At 40.2% G+C, this 18,928-nt stretch carries 21 protein-coding genes; 10 read left to right on the top strand and 11 right to left on the bottom strand.

The annotated features are described in order from the left end of the window. Nucleotides 1-36: 36 nt before the first annotated feature. On the top strand, nt 37-246 hold the full coding sequence (locus tag ACHFIZ_RS10530) for a hypothetical protein (RefSeq protein ID WP_410885568.1): 210 nt from the start codon (nt 37-39) through the stop codon (nt 244-246). Here the strand turns inward: ACHFIZ_RS10530 and ACHFIZ_RS10525 are convergent. Beyond that, a complete protein-coding gene (locus ACHFIZ_RS10525; RefSeq protein WP_410885566.1) occupies nt 233-1,051 on the bottom strand; it encodes an alpha/beta hydrolase in 819 nt (272 codons plus the stop codon). The genes ACHFIZ_RS10530 and ACHFIZ_RS10525 overlap by 14 nt on opposite strands. 127 nt (nt 1,052-1,178) lie before the next feature. Here ACHFIZ_RS10525 and ACHFIZ_RS10520 point away from each other — a divergent pair, with 127 nt between their 5' ends. The 8 genes from ACHFIZ_RS10520 to ACHFIZ_RS10485 all read left to right on the top strand — a co-directional run bounded on the left by ACHFIZ_RS10520 (nt 1,179) and on the right by ACHFIZ_RS10485 (nt 7,938). Further along, the gene (locus ACHFIZ_RS10520) at nt 1,179-1,883 is read left to right on the top strand and encodes an esterase family protein (RefSeq protein WP_410885564.1); all 705 of its coding nucleotides are present in this window, start codon (nt 1,179-1,181) and stop codon (nt 1,881-1,883) included. A 56-nt stretch (nt 1,884-1,939) separates the two neighbouring features. Then, nucleotides 1,940-2,989: a RimK family alpha-L-glutamate ligase gene (locus ACHFIZ_RS10515; protein WP_410885562.1), complete on the top strand. Its 1,050-nt coding sequence runs from the start codon at nt 1,940-1,942 to the stop codon at nt 2,987-2,989. 13 nt (nt 2,990-3,002) lie between these two features. Continuing rightward, complete coding sequence (locus ACHFIZ_RS10510) at nt 3,003-4,106, top strand: carboxylate-amine ligase (RefSeq protein WP_410885560.1); 1,104 nt, start codon at nt 3,003-3,005, stop codon at nt 4,104-4,106. Nucleotides 4,107-4,150: 44 nt separating this feature from the next. Beyond that, nucleotides 4,151-4,942 (top strand): GMP synthase, encoded by a 792-nt coding sequence (locus tag ACHFIZ_RS10505; RefSeq protein ID WP_410885558.1) that lies wholly within the window; start codon nt 4,151-4,153, stop codon nt 4,940-4,942. A 2-nt stretch (nt 4,943-4,944) separates the two neighbouring features. After that, nucleotides 4,945-6,132 carry a hypothetical protein gene (locus ACHFIZ_RS10500; protein ID WP_410885556.1) on the top strand — a complete coding sequence of 396 codons (1,188 nt, stop codon included), beginning with the start codon at nt 4,945-4,947 and terminating at the stop codon, nt 6,130-6,132. A gap of 218 nt (nt 6,133-6,350) precedes the next feature. Next, on the top strand, nt 6,351-6,950 hold the full coding sequence (locus ACHFIZ_RS10495) for a Crp/Fnr family transcriptional regulator (RefSeq protein ID WP_410885554.1): 600 nt from the start codon (nt 6,351-6,353) through the stop codon (nt 6,948-6,950). Between the two features lie 84 nt (nt 6,951-7,034). After that, on the top strand, nt 7,035-7,559 hold the full coding sequence (locus ACHFIZ_RS10490) for a YceI family protein (protein WP_410885552.1): 525 nt from the start codon (nt 7,035-7,037) through the stop codon (nt 7,557-7,559). Further along, the gene (locus ACHFIZ_RS10485) at nt 7,549-7,938 is read left to right on the top strand and encodes a pirin-like C-terminal cupin domain-containing protein (RefSeq protein WP_410885550.1); all 390 of its coding nucleotides are present in this window, start codon (nt 7,549-7,551) and stop codon (nt 7,936-7,938) included. The genes ACHFIZ_RS10490 and ACHFIZ_RS10485 overlap by 11 nt, the downstream gene beginning before the upstream one ends. A gap of 60 nt (nt 7,939-7,998) precedes the next feature. Here the strand turns inward: ACHFIZ_RS10485 and ispF are convergent, their stop codons facing one another. After that, nucleotides 7,999-8,478: a 2-C-methyl-D-erythritol 2,4-cyclodiphosphate synthase gene (gene ispF, locus ACHFIZ_RS10480; protein ID WP_410885548.1), complete on the bottom strand. Its 480-nt coding sequence runs from the start codon at nt 8,476-8,478 to the stop codon at nt 7,999-8,001. A 26-nt stretch (nt 8,479-8,504) separates the two neighbouring features. Further along, nucleotides 8,505-9,680, bottom strand: a complete 1,176-nt coding sequence (gene porV / locus ACHFIZ_RS10475) for a type IX secretion system outer membrane channel protein PorV (RefSeq protein ID WP_410885546.1) — start codon at nt 9,678-9,680, stop codon at nt 8,505-8,507. 165 nt (nt 9,681-9,845) lie between these two features. Here porV and ACHFIZ_RS10470 point away from each other — a divergent pair, with 165 nt between their 5' ends. Continuing rightward, nucleotides 9,846-11,477: an SUMF1/EgtB/PvdO family nonheme iron enzyme gene (locus tag ACHFIZ_RS10470; protein ID WP_410885544.1), complete on the top strand. Its 1,632-nt coding sequence runs from the start codon at nt 9,846-9,848 to the stop codon at nt 11,475-11,477. A gap of 47 nt (nt 11,478-11,524) precedes the next feature. On the opposite strand, the gene ACHFIZ_RS10465 is transcribed toward ACHFIZ_RS10470, so the two are convergent. Genes ACHFIZ_RS10465 through ACHFIZ_RS10430 form a run of 8 tightly spaced genes read right to left on the bottom strand, consistent with a single transcriptional unit; the run spans nt 11,525 to nt 18,920 of the window. Next, complete coding sequence (locus ACHFIZ_RS10465; protein WP_410885542.1) at nt 11,525-12,022, bottom strand: acetyl-CoA carboxylase biotin carboxyl carrier protein subunit; 498 nt, start codon at nt 12,020-12,022, stop codon at nt 11,525-11,527. Between the two features lie 3 nt (nt 12,023-12,025). Then, nucleotides 12,026-12,679, bottom strand: a complete 654-nt coding sequence (locus ACHFIZ_RS10460; protein WP_410885540.1) for a DUF4159 domain-containing protein — start codon at nt 12,677-12,679, stop codon at nt 12,026-12,028. Next, nucleotides 12,676-13,380 (bottom strand): 16S rRNA (uracil(1498)-N(3))-methyltransferase, encoded by a 705-nt coding sequence (locus ACHFIZ_RS10455; protein ID WP_410885538.1) that lies wholly within the window; start codon nt 13,378-13,380, stop codon nt 12,676-12,678. The genes ACHFIZ_RS10460 and ACHFIZ_RS10455 overlap by 4 nt, the downstream gene beginning before the upstream one ends. A gap of 9 nt (nt 13,381-13,389) precedes the next feature. Next, nucleotides 13,390-14,793, bottom strand: a complete 1,404-nt coding sequence (locus ACHFIZ_RS10450; RefSeq protein WP_410885536.1) for a hemolysin family protein — start codon at nt 14,791-14,793, stop codon at nt 13,390-13,392. A gap of 17 nt (nt 14,794-14,810) precedes the next feature. Then, nucleotides 14,811-15,365 carry an inorganic diphosphatase gene (locus ACHFIZ_RS10445; RefSeq protein ID WP_410885534.1) on the bottom strand — a complete coding sequence of 185 codons (555 nt, stop codon included), beginning with the start codon at nt 15,363-15,365 and terminating at the stop codon, nt 14,811-14,813. A 2-nt stretch (nt 15,366-15,367) separates the two neighbouring features. After that, complete coding sequence (locus ACHFIZ_RS10440; protein ID WP_410885532.1) at nt 15,368-16,030, bottom strand: DedA family protein; 663 nt, start codon at nt 16,028-16,030, stop codon at nt 15,368-15,370. Between the two features lie 45 nt (nt 16,031-16,075). Further along, nucleotides 16,076-17,449: an NADH-quinone oxidoreductase subunit N gene (locus tag ACHFIZ_RS10435; RefSeq protein ID WP_410885530.1), complete on the bottom strand. Its 1,374-nt coding sequence runs from the start codon at nt 17,447-17,449 to the stop codon at nt 16,076-16,078. A 4-nt stretch (nt 17,450-17,453) separates the two neighbouring features. Continuing rightward, nucleotides 17,454-18,920 (bottom strand): complex I subunit 4 family protein, encoded by a 1,467-nt coding sequence (locus ACHFIZ_RS10430; protein ID WP_410885528.1) that lies wholly within the window; start codon nt 18,918-18,920, stop codon nt 17,454-17,456. Between the last annotated feature and the right edge of the window lie 8 nt (nt 18,921-18,928).

The following is an 18,928-nucleotide window of genomic DNA, read 5'->3' as shown; positions in this document are numbered from 1 at the left end:
TTAATATAATATGCACCTGCATTCAGCAAAACAATTATGAACGATCAAAATATTAACCCTGAACCAGTTAAAAAAAACGACAGCTGTCAAGCGCCAAAAAATAATAAACTTAACAAAACTGGCCTTGATCAATGGAACGACCGCTTGGATAACAACCTGGAATCTGAAGGCGAAGCTAATATGCAAGCGGATGAGAACGCGGAAGATTTTAAGGATTCAGCAGATGGTAAGGCTACAAACGCTTAGCTGGAAAAGCCCATTTTAAAAATGCAGGTAACGCTTTGGACCAAGTAGCCACATTATGCTCACCACCTACCATCTCATAGTAACGAATGTCTTCAGGTCTTTGGTAGCCCTTTTTAATCAATTCTTTGATAATATCAATGGTATCATCAATAGAATCTATAATGCCATTCTTGTTGCGGTCTGCTTTTTCATCTTCTGTGCCTGTCATTAGCCAGAATTTGATATTTGGTTTGATAGGAGATTCTCTTATTACCTCGTGCATAATGCGATCAGAATCCGTGTAGCCATATTTTAAGTCCTTCTTTCGCCACCAGAAGGAGCCAGACATAACCCCCACAATGTTGAAAAGCGCTTCATTGTTCCAGACAATATCAAATGCACTTAATCCTCCTAAAGAAAACCCTGCAAATGCGCGGCTTCCCTTTATTGGAAAACTGACTATTTTCGCTAACAACGGAAATAACTCTTTGGCAACGAAACTACTGTAAGCTGCTGCTTTCGCGCCACGGTTAATGAAATCAGGCCTTCCAACAATTCCGTATTCATGTAATCTTTCTTCGGATGCTTTAATGGCCACTACCAATATCGCTCCTACTATGCCTTTAGAGTATAAATCAGAAAGCGTTTCCTGAATCTTTAACTCCACAGAATCCTGACCGTCATTTAGTAGGAGCAAGTTTAGCTCTTCGTTGCCTAAAAGGTTGTACGGCAAGAATACATCAAATTCAACATCCCTTTCGAGATGGACGGATTTTAAAGCATGTTCGGTTTTAACAATTTGTGGAATTAATACATCGACATTCATATTTCTACTACTTCTCCCTAACTTATTTTGAATTGCAAAGTTACCATTAAACCTTAAAAATTATTCAGCCCTTGTAATTTCGTTTAACACTAAAATTCCATAACTTATAGCACCTAAATGAATTGCCATGCAAGAAGAATATAAAAAATGGTATAGTCATAATCTTAGCGGGAATTTCGAGATCCTTATCTATGGGCATAGCGGCTATCCGATAATCCTGTTCCCAACAAGTATGGGAAGGTACTATCAGAACAAAGACTTCAAGATGATCGATTCCATCCAATGGTTTATTGAGGAGGGAAAAATTAAGGTTTACTGCGTCGACAGTATAGATAAAAAGAGTTGGTACAATAAGACCGCACATCCTGCTCAGCGGGCTGGTAGCCACCTCTGGTACGACAGGGCTATTCTAGAGGAAGTAGTTCCATTGGCAAGGCACGAGACAGGTCATACTAAAATAATTACCGCAGGATGCAGTTTCGGCGGCTACCACGCCGCAAATTTCGCTTTTAGACATCCATGGCTAGTGAGCCATATGTTTAGTATGAGCGGAGCCTTCGACATCCGCAGTCAGCTGGACGGTTTTTACAACGATGACGTCTATTTTAACAACCCAGTTGATTATTTGGTGAACGACAGCAACCCCGATTTGTGGAACATGAAGATTGTACTGGGGACGTCCGATCGGGACATCTGCAGGGCCGACAATGAAAGGCTATCTGGTATCCTTAATGCGAAAGGAATAGATCATTGGTTAGACATCAGGCACAATGCGGACCACGACTGGCCCATCTGGCGCACTATGCTACCAGATTACTTATCACAATTATAAAACTTTTATAAGGGTTTCATCATTAAAACATTTAGAACTAAATATTAAATACAATTATGAAGAAAATCGGAATCTTATTTGGCAGGGAACGATCGTTTCCCGAGGCAATTGTAAAGCGCATTAACGAAATAGCAGAAAAAAACATTAGCGCTGAGTTTGTTAGCATCGACAAGATCCTCCAGGCAGAGGCGCTGGATTACGCCGTTATCATTGATAGGATTTCTCAGGATGTACCCTTCTATCGTTCCGCACTAAAAAATGCAGCAATCACAGGTACCGCTGTCATAAATAACCCATTTTGGTGGAGCGCAGATGAGAAATTTTTCAACAATGCTCTGGCCGTAAAAATAGGAGTTCCCGTCCCCAAAACGGCATTGATCCCATCTTACGAAATGCCGGATGATACCTCGGATCAATCATTTAGCAACCTAGCCTTTCCTATGGCCTGGGAGCAGATTTTTGAATACACGGGTTTTCCTGCTTACATGAAACCGTTTGACGGCGGAGGTTGGAAGGAGGTTTATAAACTACATGATAAAGAAGACTTTTTTGACAAGCATAGTCAGACAAGACGTACGGTGATGATGCTGCAGGAAGAAATTGAATTCACCGAATATTTCAGGTGCTATTGCATTGGCGGAAAGCATGTTCGCATCATGCAATATGAACCAAGAAACCCTTTCCATTTGCGTTACCAAGTAGACACACCCCCTTCCAGCGAAGCGCTGTTGCAAACCATTCATGATTACGTATTGAAACTCAACGAATATTTGGGATATGACTTTAATACCGTAGAGTTCGCGGTAAGGGATGGAATTCCATATGCAATTGACTTCTGTAACCCTGCTCCAGATGCGGAGGTGACCAGCGTTGGACAAGCAAACTTTGACTGGGTTGTGGAAACCACTGCTCAATATGCTATTGAACGCGCTAAGGCACAGGTTGAAGGTCAGGATAATTTAACTTGGGGAACTTATGTAAAAGCCTCTGCGGGTGGGCTACCCTTAAACGCGAGCTCAACCACAAACGCAACTGACAAAGCAAAGCCGAGAGCTAAAGCCACAGCAGGAATTGCAAAAAAAACTCCAACTAAACCTAAAAAATAAAACAGGGTCAACTATGAAAAACATATTTACGCTTGGGATAGAAGAGGAATACATGGTGATTGACCCTGTTACCCGTGAATTAACCTCACATGACCAAAAAATTGTTGAGGCAGCGCAGAAGATCCATAAGGACCAGGTTAAAGCAGAAATGCACCAGGCTGTAGTGGAAGTAGGCACCGGGATTTGTAAGAATACCGATCAAGCCAGGGAGGAAATCTCACAGCTGCGGTATACCGTGTCTCAACTTGCGGGAGAACAAGGCCTACGCATTGGAGCATCTGGTACCCACCCCTTTTCACATTGGGAAAAACAGCTAATCACGGAACACCCAAGGTATAGCGAGATTGTAAACGAACTGCAAGAAGCAGCCAGGTCAAATTTAATTTTCGGCCTGCATGTGCATGTCGGTTTTCAATCCAGGGAGCTAGCAATACACATTGCCAATCAGGTTCGTTATTTCTTGCCCCACGTATTTGCCCTTTCCACTAATTCTCCCTTCTGGGAGAACAGAAACACCGGCTATAAATCGTTCCGGACCAAGGTATTTGACAAATTTCCAAGAACGGGCATTCCCGACATCTTCAATAGCATTGAAGATTATGACAACTACGTCAAACTGCTGATCAAGACTAACAGTATTGATAATGCTAAAAAAATCTGGTGGGACATCCGTGTGCATCCCTTCTTTGAGACTATTGAATTCAGGATTTGTGATTGTCCGATGCTTATTGATGAGACCATGGCCTTTACCGCTTTATTTCAATGCCTATGTGCTAAGCTTTATAAGCTTAGACTACAAAACATGAAATTCATTAGTTATTCCAGAGCCCTAATAAATGAAAATAAATGGAGGGCAGCCCGTTATGGAATTGATGGAAACCTAATTGATTTCGGTAAAGAGATGGAGGTGAATTGTCGCAATCTAATCTTGGAATTATTAGACTTTATAGATGATGTTGTAGATGAATTGGGTTGCAGACGTGAGATCAACTATGTGCTCAAAATACTGGAAAACGGAACAGGTGCTGACAGGCAATTGGCAGTTTACGAACAAAAGGGTAACTTTGAGGCGGTGGTTGATTACATCACTTCACAAACATTAATAGGAGCAAAATAGTGAATATAGCCTATAGGAAAAGGGTTAAAATAGCCGTCATTGACATGAATAACGGAACCGCAAACCAAGGAATGCGAGGAATACAGGAAATCTTACTGCGCTATAAAAATGAGCATGATCTGGATCTCAGGCTTGACGTTTTCGACCTGAGGCAAAAGGGCGAGATTCCAGATTTGAGTTTTGACATCTATATTTCCAGCGGCGGACCGGGTAGCCCATTTGAAGGTAAGGGCATGAAGTGGGAGAACGATTTCTTCGATCTTTTAACCGATTTAGAAAAATTCAACAAGCAAAGTTATTTTGTAAAGAAACATGCTTTCTTAATTTGCCACTCCTATCAGTTGGGTTGCAGAAAATTCAATGTTGGTGAAGTTATTGCAAGGCGATCGACCGCTTTCGGAATTTTCCCTGTATTTTTGACAGCTGGAGGCGCTGACGATTTAATTTTTGAAGGCTTGGCTAGCCCGTTTTTTACTGTTGATAGTCGTGACTGGCAGGTAGTTAGTGTTAGTGAACCCGGCGATAATCTAAACGCGAATGTGTTGGCTTTGGAGAAAGAAAGGCCACATGTAGATTTAGAAAGATGCATTATGTCTGTTCGATTCACCAAAGAAATTGTGGGCACTCAGTTCCATCCGGAAGCCGATCCTGTAGGGATGAAAATGTACTTATTGCGTGATGATAAAAAGGAGTCAATCATCGCCAATCATGGCCTGGAGAAGTATGAGGATATGCTTTCCAGTTTAGAGGATGTAAATAAACTGCAGCTCACTCAAAGCATAATACTACCCAATTTTATAACCGAAGCATTGACCGCTTTAACAGAAGACGCTTAGCGATGATTAACGAATACCGTAAATCTTTTAACGAGAATTTTTCTGACAAGAAATTCCGGGAGTTTCAGGACGCTTTGACGGAAGGATTTCCAAAGATACCCTTTAGGATAGCTGAAACGCCTGTTTTCATTCCAAAAGAGCTATCAGAGAAACTAATCGCAGCTGGTGAAGAAATCATCAAATTAATTCGGCAACCGGATTTTAAGGAATTAACAGCTGCATCTGTCCCCGAACTTTGGCGCGTTCCCGACGAAAACGATCACCCGCACTTCTTAACATTTGATTTCGCAATAAGTAAGGATGTCAATGGCGAGTTAACACCGATGCTGATCGAGATGCAGGGGTTCCCTTCTTTATATGGATTCCAGCTACATCTGGCAAAAAAGTACAAGGAGGCTTTCGGACTGGATCACAATTTAACTCCGTTGTTTGGGGATTTTGATGAACAAGCATATGTCGAACTGCTGAAACAAGTGATCCTTGGCGATCATGAACCACATGAAGTAGCCTTGATAGATGTAGATGCGCTGAACCAAAAAACTGCTATAGACTTTCTTGTAACACAGAAATATATAGGAATGAAGATCCTGGCGTTGACAGATATTTTTAAAGAAGGGAAGTCATTGTTTTATCTGGAAAATGGAGAAAAGATTCGATTAAAAAGAATTTACAACCGGTTGATATTCGACGAAGTGGCCGACAAAAAGAATATTTTTAAGGATAGTTTCGATCCCCGGGAACAGCTTGACATTGAATGGGTAACCCATCCAAATTGGTTTTATAGGGTCAGCAAATACACTATGCCTTTCCTGAAAAGCGAGTTTCTACCTGAAACACATTTTTTAAATGCCCTCCCTGCGACACCGAAAGACTTAGAAAATTACGTACTTAAGCCCCTATTCTCCTTTGCTGGAATGGGCGTATTGATCGATGTTAAGCCAGCTGACATTAAAGCAATCGCAGATCCGGAAAACTGGATACTTCAACGCAAAGTAAAATATGAGCCAGTGGTGGAATCACCTGATGGCGGCGTAAAAGTAGAATTGCGCCTGATGTATTTGTGGCCGGATGGAGGTGAGCCCCAGCTCTGCATTAATTTGGCACGGCTTAGCAAGGGTAAGATGATTGGGGTTAGGTACAACAAAGACTTTGATTGGGTGGGTGGCACAGTTGGACTCATTACCCGTTAAATTGACATTCGCGAGACGTCCTGACCTTAATCATTCGTTATTTTTGTAGTATGGATGTACAAATGATCTTGATCCTACTAATTTTCGCAAGCGCAGTATTTTATATTGGCCGCATCATCTTTAAGGCAGTTTCAGCGAAAAGTGGCGGTTGCGCTTCGAACTGTAAGTGTGGTGTAGATTTTTCTAATATTAATCCTGAAAAGCAATAGATTCCGGGAATGGACGCCCTTTTAGAACCTTTCAAGATTTACCTTCAACACAAAGTTTCCATTACCGATGAGCAGTTTTATTTGATCTCAGATCAGCTAAAAGTGAAAAGCTTCGACAAGAACGAAATGATCCTCATGAAAGGAGATGTTTCTTCTAAGGGATATTTTATATTGAGCGGACTATTGCGGAGCTATTCTATAGACGGTAAAGGCAAAACCCACATAATCCAGTTCGCACCTGAACAGTGGTGGCTCACCGAAAGAAACGGCATGTTGTTTAATGAACCATCAGACTTCCTTATTGATGCTATTGAGGCCACCAAAGCGGTTATTGTTCACAAGGATTTTATGAATGAAGCCGCGAAATATGTCCCATGCATCAACGACCTCAACAACAATATGCTCAACAATTCCATTAGGTTTATGCAGAAGAGGATCAATATGCTGTTGAGCGCCACCGCTGAAGAGCGATATCTGAACTTTATTACCTTATATCCAAACCTGACCTTAAGGGTGCCGCAATGGATGATAGCATCGTACCTAGGAATCACTCCAGAATCTCTGAGTAGAGTCCGTAAAGATTTAGTACACAAGCAATTTCGCAGTTAGTTTTTCTTAACATAGGTCAATGCAGACTTAATTCTACCGCCATATCTTTGTTTTGTTAATTTGACAACAACCTAAAAATATATTATGGCATCAACTACTTGGGCTTTAGATCCAACCCACAGCGAACTACAGTTTAAAGTAAAACACTTGATGATCACTACTGTTACCGGTAGCCTAAGTGTTTTCAGCGCATCATTGACTTCTGAAGCCGATGATTTTCAAGGCGCACAAGTTTCTTTCGAAGCAGAAACTAATTCAATAAAAACGGGTAATGCGGACAGAGACAACCACCTGATTGGGGCTGACTTCTTCGATTCGGAAACTTTCCCTAAAATCAAGTTCAGTTCAACTTCATTCGAGAAAGATGGTGACGACTACGTTCTAGAAGGTGACCTAACTGTTAAAGGAACTACTAAGCCTGTAAAGTTAAATGTAGAGTTTGGTGGTATCGCTGCTGATCCATGGGGAAATACTAAAGCTGGTTTTACATTAACTGGTAAAATCAACAGATCTGATTATGGCTTAACATGGAATGCGGCTTTGGAAACTGGTGGTGTAATGGTAAGTGAAGAAGTAAAATTGGCTGCTGAATTACAATTTGTTAAATAAGTCTGATAGAAAATACAAGCATCCAGTCAAAAAAGAAAAGAGACTAAATATTAACAAATTTAATGCCCGGCTGTATAAAGGTGAAAAAGCTGTGTTTACCTTCCCTTCTAATTTCAATACCGGATTTGTAATTATTAAAGGGGGTATTCGGATTAATCATAAAGTAATAGCTGGAGTCGATCAATTTGTCCACTTTTCTAATGAAGGATCTGAGATTAAAATTGAGGCCCTGGAAAACTCCATTATTCTCGTTCTAAGTGGCGAGCCTCTAAACGAGTCAATTGCACAATATGGGCCATTTTTGATGAACAATCCTGTGGAAATCCAGCAAGCAATAATTGACTATAACCAAGGTAACCTCGGTTATTTAGAAGAATAACATCCTGATTTGATTTTATAAGTAAACCGGCATCGTAAACGATTGCCGGTTTTTTATTACTTAGGTTCTCTGAATAAGGCAAACAGCATAGGCAACTACCCCTTCTTGTCTTCCGATAAAACCCATCGTTTCATTTGTTGTTGCTTTAATCGAAATGTCATCCACTGATATTCCTATGGCCTCAGCAATGTTCCGTTGCATTCTAGAAATATAAGGGTTGATCTTGGGTGCCTCCAGACAAATCATTGCATCAATGTTTCCAATCTCCCAGCCTTTTTCAGCTAGGAGTTTAACACTTTCCTGTAAAAGAATGACGCTACTGATACCCTTCCATCTTGGATCGGTATTTTGAAAATGGAAACCAATATCTCTTAGATTTGCTGCACCAAGTAGGGCATCACAGATAGCATGTAATAATACGTCAGCATCAGAATGCCCAAAGGCACCCTTATGATGCTCAAGATTTACTCCGCCCATTACAAATGGGTGGTTATCTTTTAACTGGTGGACGTCAAATCCAAAGCCAACTTTTATCTTCATACTAAATACTTGTTAAGGTGCATAATCTATCGCGTTTCGCCAAAATTAAAAAGTAAGCCAAATCTTAGTGTATTCGCCAGAGGACTCTTTTGTGGGTTTGCTAAAAGGTAAGAGAAATCAATATTAAACACATTATATTTTAGTCCGGCACCAAGTGTAAAATAACGCTGGTTACCTTTCATAGGATTTTCATAAAAGTAACCCGCCCGGAATGCAAATTGCTGATTGTACCAATATTCTAAACCCGCCGCGATACTGACTTCCTTTAATTCTTCAGAAAATCCTCCAGGAGCATCACTAAAGGATCCAAAGATTCCAGAGGGCACAGATCGGTTCGGGTCCTTGCCTGAAATAATGTTTCCATTCGCGTCATATATTGGTTGGGTTGGAACAAGCAGCTTATTTAGATCCAGCGCAAAGCTAAACATACTGTAATCATCGATAAGAAATGTTGTAGCGCCGCCAATCTTGAGGTTAGTCGGAAGAAATGCTTTATCACCAACAGCGCTATATCCGATTTTTGTACCTATGTTAGAAATGTTAGCTCCAGCGGAAACAATAGCGTCTGTTCCGAAAAGCACCGAATTCGTTTTATAATAGGCCGAAATATCTACCGCTAGGGCCTTGCCAGCGGTTGTTTGTTGCCCTCCTACTGATTGACCTGAGGAAAGATTTGAATAGATGTAGCGCAATGTCGTTCCAAGTGAAAATGAATCGCCAAACCTTTTAGCATAAGTTACATCAAAAGCAAACTCATTTGGATTAAAAATCCCCAGGTCTTGTTGATTGATATCCACAAACTGTATTTCGCCCAAAGAAAAATACCGTAAGGATGACCCGATCGCATTTGTCGCATCAATCATGTAATAACCACTTAAGTAGCCAAGATTAATGTCTGTAACGATGCTTTTTAGCCATGGACTATAGGAGGCTGAAAATCCATAAGGCTTTTCTAAAAAAGCTAGTTTCGCAGGGTTGATGCTCATGGCATTTGCATCGGGATGGATGGCAACTCCCGCATTGCCCATGCCACCAGCCCGGGCATCAGGAGTAATTAACAAAAATGGAACAGCTGTAATGATGGTATTGGACTCACTTCCATTGGTTAGTGTACTTCTTCCAACAACTTGAGCAGTTAGGTCTTTAGCCGTTGTTACTAAGAAAAAGAAGAATACACTCTTTAAAAAGCACCTATAGCCCATCTAATGTAATAATTGAAAAAGCATTGAACGCAAGTTAGCATTGTACACACTAATTTCAAAGTAGTCCACCAATATAATCCTCGCGAAAAGCCTATCATAAAGTTTTTTTGGCTCCTACACTATTTTTTATGTAATTTTAAAGCTAGTTTGATGAATTAGCACGCTATGAAAAAAAAGATATTTTATTCACTTGCCTCACTCGTTGTGATTTCCTGCGCTTTTACATCCTGTAAATCATCTAAACCTGGAACTTCAGACAAGACAGGGATGGCCTATAATAAAAAGGAGTACGGGGGGTTTGCGGTTAATAACAAGTTTAAACGCGGCCCCGGACCTGGATTAGTGGAGATTGAAGGTGGTGTTTTTGTAATGAGCGGAAGTGCGATAAATACTCCGGGACAAGAGCTAAGTACGTATAACCGTAAGAGAGAGACTACCGTATCTTCGTTCTATATGGATGAAACAGAAGTTTCAAACACCAACTGGTTAGAGTACTTAAATTGGATTAGAACCAACTATCCAACTGATTATGAATATTATTACAATGAGCTACCCGATACGTTAGTGTGGAGAAGACCATTGTCTTACAATGAGCCATATGTAGACAATTATTTGAGGCATCCTGCCTACCAGGATTACCCTGTTGTGGGAGTTACATGGGAGCAAGCAAACAGGTACTGTGCATGGAGAACGGACAGGGTCAATGAACTTTTACTTCGTGATCAAGGTTACATGACCAGCTTCAAAGATTTAAATGGCGGCAATAAGAATGGTCCTACAGTAGCTGTGGGTGCTAATGCTGCCGCTTCACAATCAAATGCGCCATTTAATACAACTATGTATTTAAATAACCAAATTGATGATAAAGGTAAGAAGGCCATGAAAGACCTTAATCCTAAAGGAACTGTGAATGCAGCCAATGGGGCAGCTACGGCTACCACCGGAAATGGTGCCGCAACGAGAAACGTCAGGCTAGAAGATGGTATAATTAAACAGCCGTATCGCCTCCCAACGGAAGCGGAATGGGAGTATGCAGCGTTAGGTCTAATAGGAAACACGGAGTATGAGAACATCGCAGAGAATAAAATCTATCCTTGGAATGGCTTAGGCCTGAGCTCTGCTAAAAAGAAAACCCGTGGTTTGATGTTAGCCAATTTCAAAAGAACAAAAGGTGATTATATGGGCGTGGGTGGCTCCCTTAACGATAAGGGAGGAATAACGGCCGCTGTAAGGTCATACTTACCTAATGATTTTGGATTGTATAACATGGCAGGGAATGTAAACGAATGGGTAGCTGATGTGTATCGGGTTAATACTTTTGAAGCAGCTGATGCTTTCAATCCATACCGTGGTAACTTTTATCAGGATAAAAAAATAGCTGATCCAATGACAGGCAGACTGGAGAAAGACAGTCGCAACATGCCAGTTTTAGTGGCCGCGCAAACCCAGAAGAAACAAACATGGGCGGAGAAACAAGCTGCTGCAAATGCTCCAGTTGACTCTGCAGCGGTGAATACTTATGCTGACCAACGGGGTTATCGTGATCCAGCCGGTGATCTTTACGGTGAAATCACACTTGTAAATGATAAATCAAGAGTTTACAAGGGAGGTTCCTGGGATGATCAGGCCTTATGGCTTAATCCAGCAACCAGACGATTCTTACAACAGGATGAAGCTACCGCGGACATTGGATTCCGATGCGCTATGACTATGCTCGGTGCCTCTGAAATTCGTTCAACTGGGAAACCACAGTTTGCGCCAAAAGTTCAAAAGGCATTCAATAGCAAAAAAAGATAACTCTATTTATAAAGTGATAAACAACGAAGGGGCTAATGGCCCCTTTGTTAATCAAACTCAATCAAAACCGCATTCTTCTCGGTTTTATCGCCAATATTGATTAATATTCGTTTTATGATACCATCTGTCGGAGACTTGATCATGTTTTCCATCTTCATGGCTTCTAGAACCAATAAATTGTCGCCTTTTACTACGCGCTGTTCTTGCACCACCAAAATCTTTAACACAAGACCCGGCATAGGTGCTTTAACCTCTGCCACCTTCTTAGTTTTAGAATAGTCAAGTCCCAATTGTTTTAGTAACTGGTCATACTGATCCTCAATCGCTAGATGATAAATATTACGGTTTACTTTTAAGACAAGGGTCTTTTCCGATCTGTTCTCTTCAATCAATTCAACATTGAAAGATTTGTTATTGTAAATGACACTGGAATGTCTTGCATTTAGGCTTCTGTAATCAAAAATAACTGCTTTCTGATCCATCGAGATTTCTGTATTATTTACCTCGAGTTCAAAATCAAACTTCCCATTAACCTTTACCTTCATTTCTTATTGAGTTAAAGCGTACTGTATCAAATTCGCACCCATTTTCAGCGCATTAGAGCGACTTTCCTGGGTATCCTCTGGATACGTACCAAAATCCTCCCATCCATTACCTAAATCGCACTCAAACGTGTAGTAACAAACCACTCTGCCTTTCCAAAGCAACGCAAAACCCTGTGGACGTTTGCCATCGTGTTCGTGAATTTTTGGCAAACCATTTGGAAACATAAATTTCTGCTTGTATAATTCATGGTTCGCAGCGAGTTCTACAAAACTAAGCTCAGGAAATACCTTTTTCATCTCTTTGCGAACAAACTTATCTAGTCCATAGTTATCGTCGATATGGAGGAACCCTCCTCCAATTAAGTATTTTCTTAGATTAGAGGCTTCAGCCGTGTTAAATACAACATTCCCATGCCCTGTCATATAAACAAACGGGTAGTTGAACAGAGTTGCGCTGCCAACTTCCACAATTTCTTCCTCTGGAGCAAAGTTTGTTTTAAGATTTGTATTGCAGAATGCAACCAGATTTGGCAGCGCTGTCCTATTCGCATACCAATCTCCACCTCCGCTATATTTCAGCTTAGCAATTTTGTAAGTAGGTACAGTGAAACCTGCTACCAGGAAAAATAATGCAAAAGCAAGGACTTTAATTTTCATCTATTTAGGTAATTGACTTCAAAACACGCGGCAAGTGCCGCAGTTTCTGTACGCAATCGTGTGTTACCTAAAGTTAGGGGTTTAAAATCATTATCCAAAGCCACTTGTATTTCTTCTGGTGTAAAGTCGCCTTCAGGACCAATGAGAATTGTATACTTTTTATCTATCATGCGGATCTGGCTAATGTACTGCTTTGCTTCCCCTTCTACGCAGTGGGCAATCATTTTAGTTCCATCAAACCGCAGATTCAAAAAGTCCGAAAGATCAATACAAGGATTCAATTTTGGATGGTAGGCTTGCAGAGATTGCTTTACTGCAGAAGTGATCACTTTGCTTAAGCGTTCTTCCTTAACAACTTTACGTTCAGATCTGGAGCATATAACCGGTGTGATCTCATCAATTCCCAATTCTGTGGCTTTCTCAAGAAACCATTCCAACCGATCCATATTTTTAGTTGGAGCTACAGCGATATGTAGATAATGGTTTCTCTTTTGATAGTTTAAAACTGTATCAATAATGCTTACGGTGACATTTTTCTTATTGTCAGAAACTATCTCCGCCTTGTAAAAGCCACCCCTTCCATCAATGAGCGAAATCACGCTACCTTTAGAAAGACGCAATACTCTTATGCAATGCTTGCTCTCTTCTTCATTTAACGTGTATTCAGTGGACTCTATATCTGGTGTGTAAAATATATGCATCACCAAATTTTAGTGATTGTCAACCATCTCACTTTTCGTGATTACCAGTTCTAACTTAATCGTCTCAATATTCTGCTCTGTCTTCTTAAGTATTGTAAATAGATACCCGTAACACTCTTCACTATCTCCCACCTCCGGAATCTTACCGAAAGCATGTGAAACAAGTCCACCTACAGTATCAAAATCCAGGTCTTCAGGTAAGTCGTGAGGCAGATGCTCATTTACATCATACACAGTCGCATATGCGTTAATGATGAATTCACTTTCAGATATTTTCTCAACCGTAGGTTTTTCCTCATCATACTCATCTTGAATTTCTCCAACGATCTCTTCAACTATATCCTCCAATGTAACCATACCTGCAGTACCACCAAATTCATCGATGACAATGGCAATCTGAATGCGTTTTTGCTGAAGTTCACTCAGCAGGTCATTGATCTTTTTAGTCTCTGGCACAAAATAGGGCTTTCTTATAATATCGCTCAATGCCCATTCTTTATTACCTGCCAGCAGAGGCAATACGTCTTTCGCATGAACAATACCTATAATCTTATCAATGATCTCATCGTAAACCGGCATCCGCGAGTAGCCTTCTCCAATGATCGTTTCTACCACTTCTTCTTTCGACGTATTTAATTCAATTCCTGATATTTTGGTTCTGGGAACCATAATATTTTTTACCACACGCTCGTTGAAATCGAAAACGTTTTTGATAAGCTCGTGCTCATTATATTCTAAAGCACCACTCTCCTTTCCTTGGTCAAGTAGGTATTGCAATTCTTCATTGCTGTGTAATGAATCATGGCCACCAGCAGTGTTAATGCCAAAAGGCTTTAGTATAATGGCTGCGAGACTATTCAATGTCCAGATAAAAGGCTTAAATACTACATAAAAAATTTGTAGTGGAACTGATATAAATAATGTGGTAGCTACAGGTCTTTGTATCGCAAGAGATTTAGGAGCAAGCTCACCAAATACGATATGCATAATGGTGATTATAGAGAAAGCAACAACAGTAGCTGCAGAATGAATGAAAGCATCACTTACGGCTAAATGAAAACCTACAAAAATATTCAGAAAGATGGTGTGCATCACATTCTCACCCACCCAACCAAGACCAAGGGAAGCAAGTGTGATACCAAGTTGTGTAGCGGCTAAATAACCATCAAGATTATGAACTATACTCTTTGCCATCTTGCCAACCCGGCTTCCGGACTTAGCTTTAATCTCAATTTGCGAAGCACGCACTTTTACGATTGCGAATTCAGCGGCAACAAAAAAACCGTTCAGCAGCACTAAGAATAATGCTAAAATTAGACGCCATCCGACAGAATCGCCGTCGGCTTCTACGGGCGTTGCTAAGGCCAAAGTTGAAGCTGGTATGACTCCATTAACGGATGTCAATACGAACATACAAATCGAGTGGGAAATCATTCAGGTGACTTTCTAAATTTTTGGTCGTAAAGCGCTATGCTTTCCTGTATCACCTTGTGCGCATATGGCACGCCTAGGAGATGTTCAATAGTGACTTGCTTTTCTTCTAAAGCTTTATAATCCTGGAAAAATTTTACGATCTCTTTCATCGTGTGTGGAGGAAGATCAGCAAGATCATTAATGTAATTCACGGACATGTCGTTTTTAGCTACGGCGATGATTTTGTCATCTTGCTCGCCATTGTCAACCATGTGCATTACGCCTATTACCTTAGCTTCGATAATAGTCATTGGGTATACATCCACTGAGCACAATACAAGAATGTCTAACGGGTCATTGTCGTCACAATAAGTTTGTGGAATAAAGCCATAATTAGCTGGGTACATGACTGAAGAAAAAAGAACCCTGTCAAGTTTGATAAGGTTCGAGTCTTTGTCTATTTCATATTTTGCTTTTGAGCCTTTAGGGATTTCGATAATCGCATTAACGATTTCAGGTAAGCTCTCTCCAGGAGAAACGCTATGCCAAGGATGGGTGTCGTAGTTACTCATTGTTACTGTTCATTGTTAATTGTGTCGTCATCATTGCTCTTTACAACTTTCTTCTTAACGAAGGTTATGATTAGTGGAATAGTTGTAACAGTAATAAAACCTATAATTATGTATAATAAATAATCGGTAATCTCCCTTTCAAATCTCTTGCCAAGAAAATAACCGAGCAACGTTAAGGAGCTAATCCATAAAACGCCACCCAAAATATTATATAAAGCAAATTTTTTAAAATCGAGCTTTACGATGCCTGCAAATATTGGAGCAAAGGTTCTAACAATGGGCACGAATCTACCCATGATCAGTGCGAATGCGCCCTGTTTGTTATAATATGCCTCTGCCGCTTTTAAATATCGTCTTTTAAAAAAAAAAGAGTCCTTCCTGTCATAAAGCATGGGACCAGTCCTTCGCCCAAACCAATATCCGGTAAAATTACCCGACACTGCGCAAACGATCAAACCCAGAATAAGCACATAAATATTAACGTCAAGTTTGCCCGTTGCAACAAACATCCCGGCGAGGAAAAGCAGGTAATCTCCTGGTAAAAAGAAACCAAAAAAAAGTCCTGTTTCCGCGAATATAACAAACATCACAACATAAAAACCACCCTCTTTAAGTAATTTTTCGGGGTCAACAAAGTGTTGTAACGATGTCCAGAAATCCTGCATATTTCGATTATTCGTAAAACTACAAATAATTATGAATAGTAGTCACTATATCAAATTTAAAATCACTGAAGGATAAACTCCTAAAAACACGGTGATTACTACAGACAAAATCAACACCAATTTGTACTGAAAAGGTGTATTGAGATCAATTTCACTACCTTCCTTGAAGTACATTGCCACAATAACTTTGAAGTAATAATAAAAACCAACTAGGGCATTGAGAATCGCAAAAGCTACTAGGTAAATCTGATACTCTCCCATTACATTCAGGAACATCAAATATTTACCTATAAAACCAGCAGTTAGTGGAATCCCGGCAAGGGAAAGCATCGCGACAGCAAGAGCAAGGGAAGTCATTGGATTGCGTTTAGCTAAACCGTTGAAGCTGTCGAAGTGATCGTTACCTGTTTTCTGTTTAACAAGTATTAACACAGCAAAAGCAATTATGCTGGCGAAAGTGTAAGCAGCAGCATAAACCAACACATTATTTGACGAATTTGCTGACAACGTTACTAAAGAAAAAAGCAGGTACCCTACATGTGAAATACTTGAGTAAGCAAGCATTCTCTTGAAATTCTTCTGAAATAATGCGGTAACATTTCCAATAAATAGTGTTAGACACACAATTACGATCAGTGGTGGAAGCCAGAAATCATGAAGCGGCGCGAACGTCCCCGCAAATAATCTTAAAAAGGCGGCAAAACCAGCGGTTTTTACTACTGTTGACATAAATGAAGTAATGAGTGTAGGTGACCCCTCGTATACATCAGGAGTCCAGAAGTGGAAAGGAGCTGCACCGATTTTAAAACACAATCCAATCAAGATTAAGATTACACCCGGGTAGAACAGTGGCGACATGTCTCTGTAATGTCCAACCAAATACTGATTAATCTTTATCAGATCAAACGTGCCAGTAGCACCATAAACTAAAGTAATTCCGAATAGTAGAAATCCTGTTGAAAATGCTCCCATAAGAAAGTATTTTAAGGAAGCTTCATTACTAGCAAAATCACCTTTTCGAATACCTGCAAGGATGTATAGACTAACGGACATAATCTCCAGACCAATAAATAGCATCGACATGTTCTGATAAGAAACCATGATGACTATACCTGCAAGAGAAAATAGGATCAGTGTGAAGTATTCTGCGATATTATCACTGTTTGCTGCAAAGTAATTTTGCGTCAGTAAAAAGATAAATAGTGTACCTACAATAGTTATTCCAGCAAAGGCCAATGCAAAATTGTCCATCTGCATCATTCCATAGTAGGTGATGTTGGTATTCCATGACGTAAACACAAAAGCCAAAGAAGTAAGCAGTCCAATTATAGTAAGGGGCAATAACGCTTTTTTCGCCTTGAACAAGCCCGCGTAAAGCACTACTAAAGCCGTAACAGCAATTGTTATGATGATATTCATTTGCTTAATTTACCGATGTTAATTTTTGTGTAACCTGATCTATTAATTGTTGTACTGCTGCCTCTGAAAGATGTAAAACTGGTTTTGGATATACACCAATTATGATGATTAAAGCACATATAATATATAAAACTACTTGCTCCGTGCCTTTGATGTCTGTAAATCCGCTAGTGAGTTTGTTTGTTTCACCGAGCATTACATTCTGATACATTCTCAGCATATAAACTGCTCCGAAAATGATTGTGAGTCCTGCAAATACAGCGAACCAAAGGTTATATTGATAAACACCTATTAGTAATAGGAACTCACCAATAAAGCCATTAGTACCCGGTAAAGCTACGGTGCCCAAAATGATTATTAAAAATACTATTGCAAGTTTCGGCGCCTGTTTGGCAATGCCGCCCAGATCAGAAATCCTATTGGTTTTCAGCCTGCTTGAAATGATATCCAGCACAAAAAAGAGTCCGATGACATTTATACCATGACTTAACATTTGAACCATTGCTCCTTGCATCCCTTGAGTATTCAATGCGAAAATACCAGCACTAATCAACCCAACGTGGGCAATTGATGAATAGGCAACTAACCTCTTTGCATCTTTCTGCATAAAAGCAATGATCGAAGCATAAATAATTCCGATCACGGACAGAATGATGGCGAAATGTCCCCATTCTTGAACCCCAATAGGAACAATAGGCAGCAACCAACGAATCACTCCGTAAATTCCCATTTTCAACATGATCCCAGAAAGTAACATCGTTCCTGCAGCCGGGGCCTGAGTATAAGTACTTGGCTGCCAAGTGTGGAAAGGAAAGATCGGCATCTTGATCGCAAATGCTACAAAGAATGCCCAGAATATCCAACCCTGCTGACTACGATCAAGATTCAAATTATAGAAAGCCTGAATGTCAAAGTTGTGCGCGGGGTTCTGAAGAAAAAGGTAGATAATTCCAATTAGCATAAATAAAGATCCTGCGATGGTGTACACAAAAAACTTCATATTTACCTTGATCCTGTCTTTACCACCCCAGATCGCACAAATAAAGTAGATTGGAATCAATGCGGCTTCCCAACCGATATAAAACAAAAATGCGTCTAAAGCCGTGAAAACAAGAAGCAGTCCACTTTGCATAAACAGAATCAACGCAAAAAAACCATGCGAATTTTTATAATCGTGTTTGTAAGCGGCCACTATAATCAAAGGAATCAATGCATTGGTTAACAATATAGTTATAATACTTATTCCGTCTATACCCGCATGGAAACTGATTCCAAGGACTTGAATCCATGGATAGTTCACAATAAATTGTGTAGTCGCATCCGGACTGAAATTACCGATAACAATAAATGTCAACGACAGAGAGACCATTGCCGAAACAAGTGCAACATACTTGGCTGCCTTCCCGGAAAACGCCGTTACTATGGCTCCGACTAGAGGTAAAAATATTAAAAGTAGTAAAAGTTGTTCCATTATGTTTT

Origin of the sequence: Pedobacter sp. JCM 36344, assembly GCF_046546555.1 — a bacterium.
Classification (GTDB): domain Bacteria; phylum Bacteroidota; class Bacteroidia; order Sphingobacteriales; family Sphingobacteriaceae; genus Pedobacter.
The sequence above is the reverse complement of the archived record's forward strand: the minus strand, read 5'-3'. Positions and strand labels throughout refer to the sequence as shown.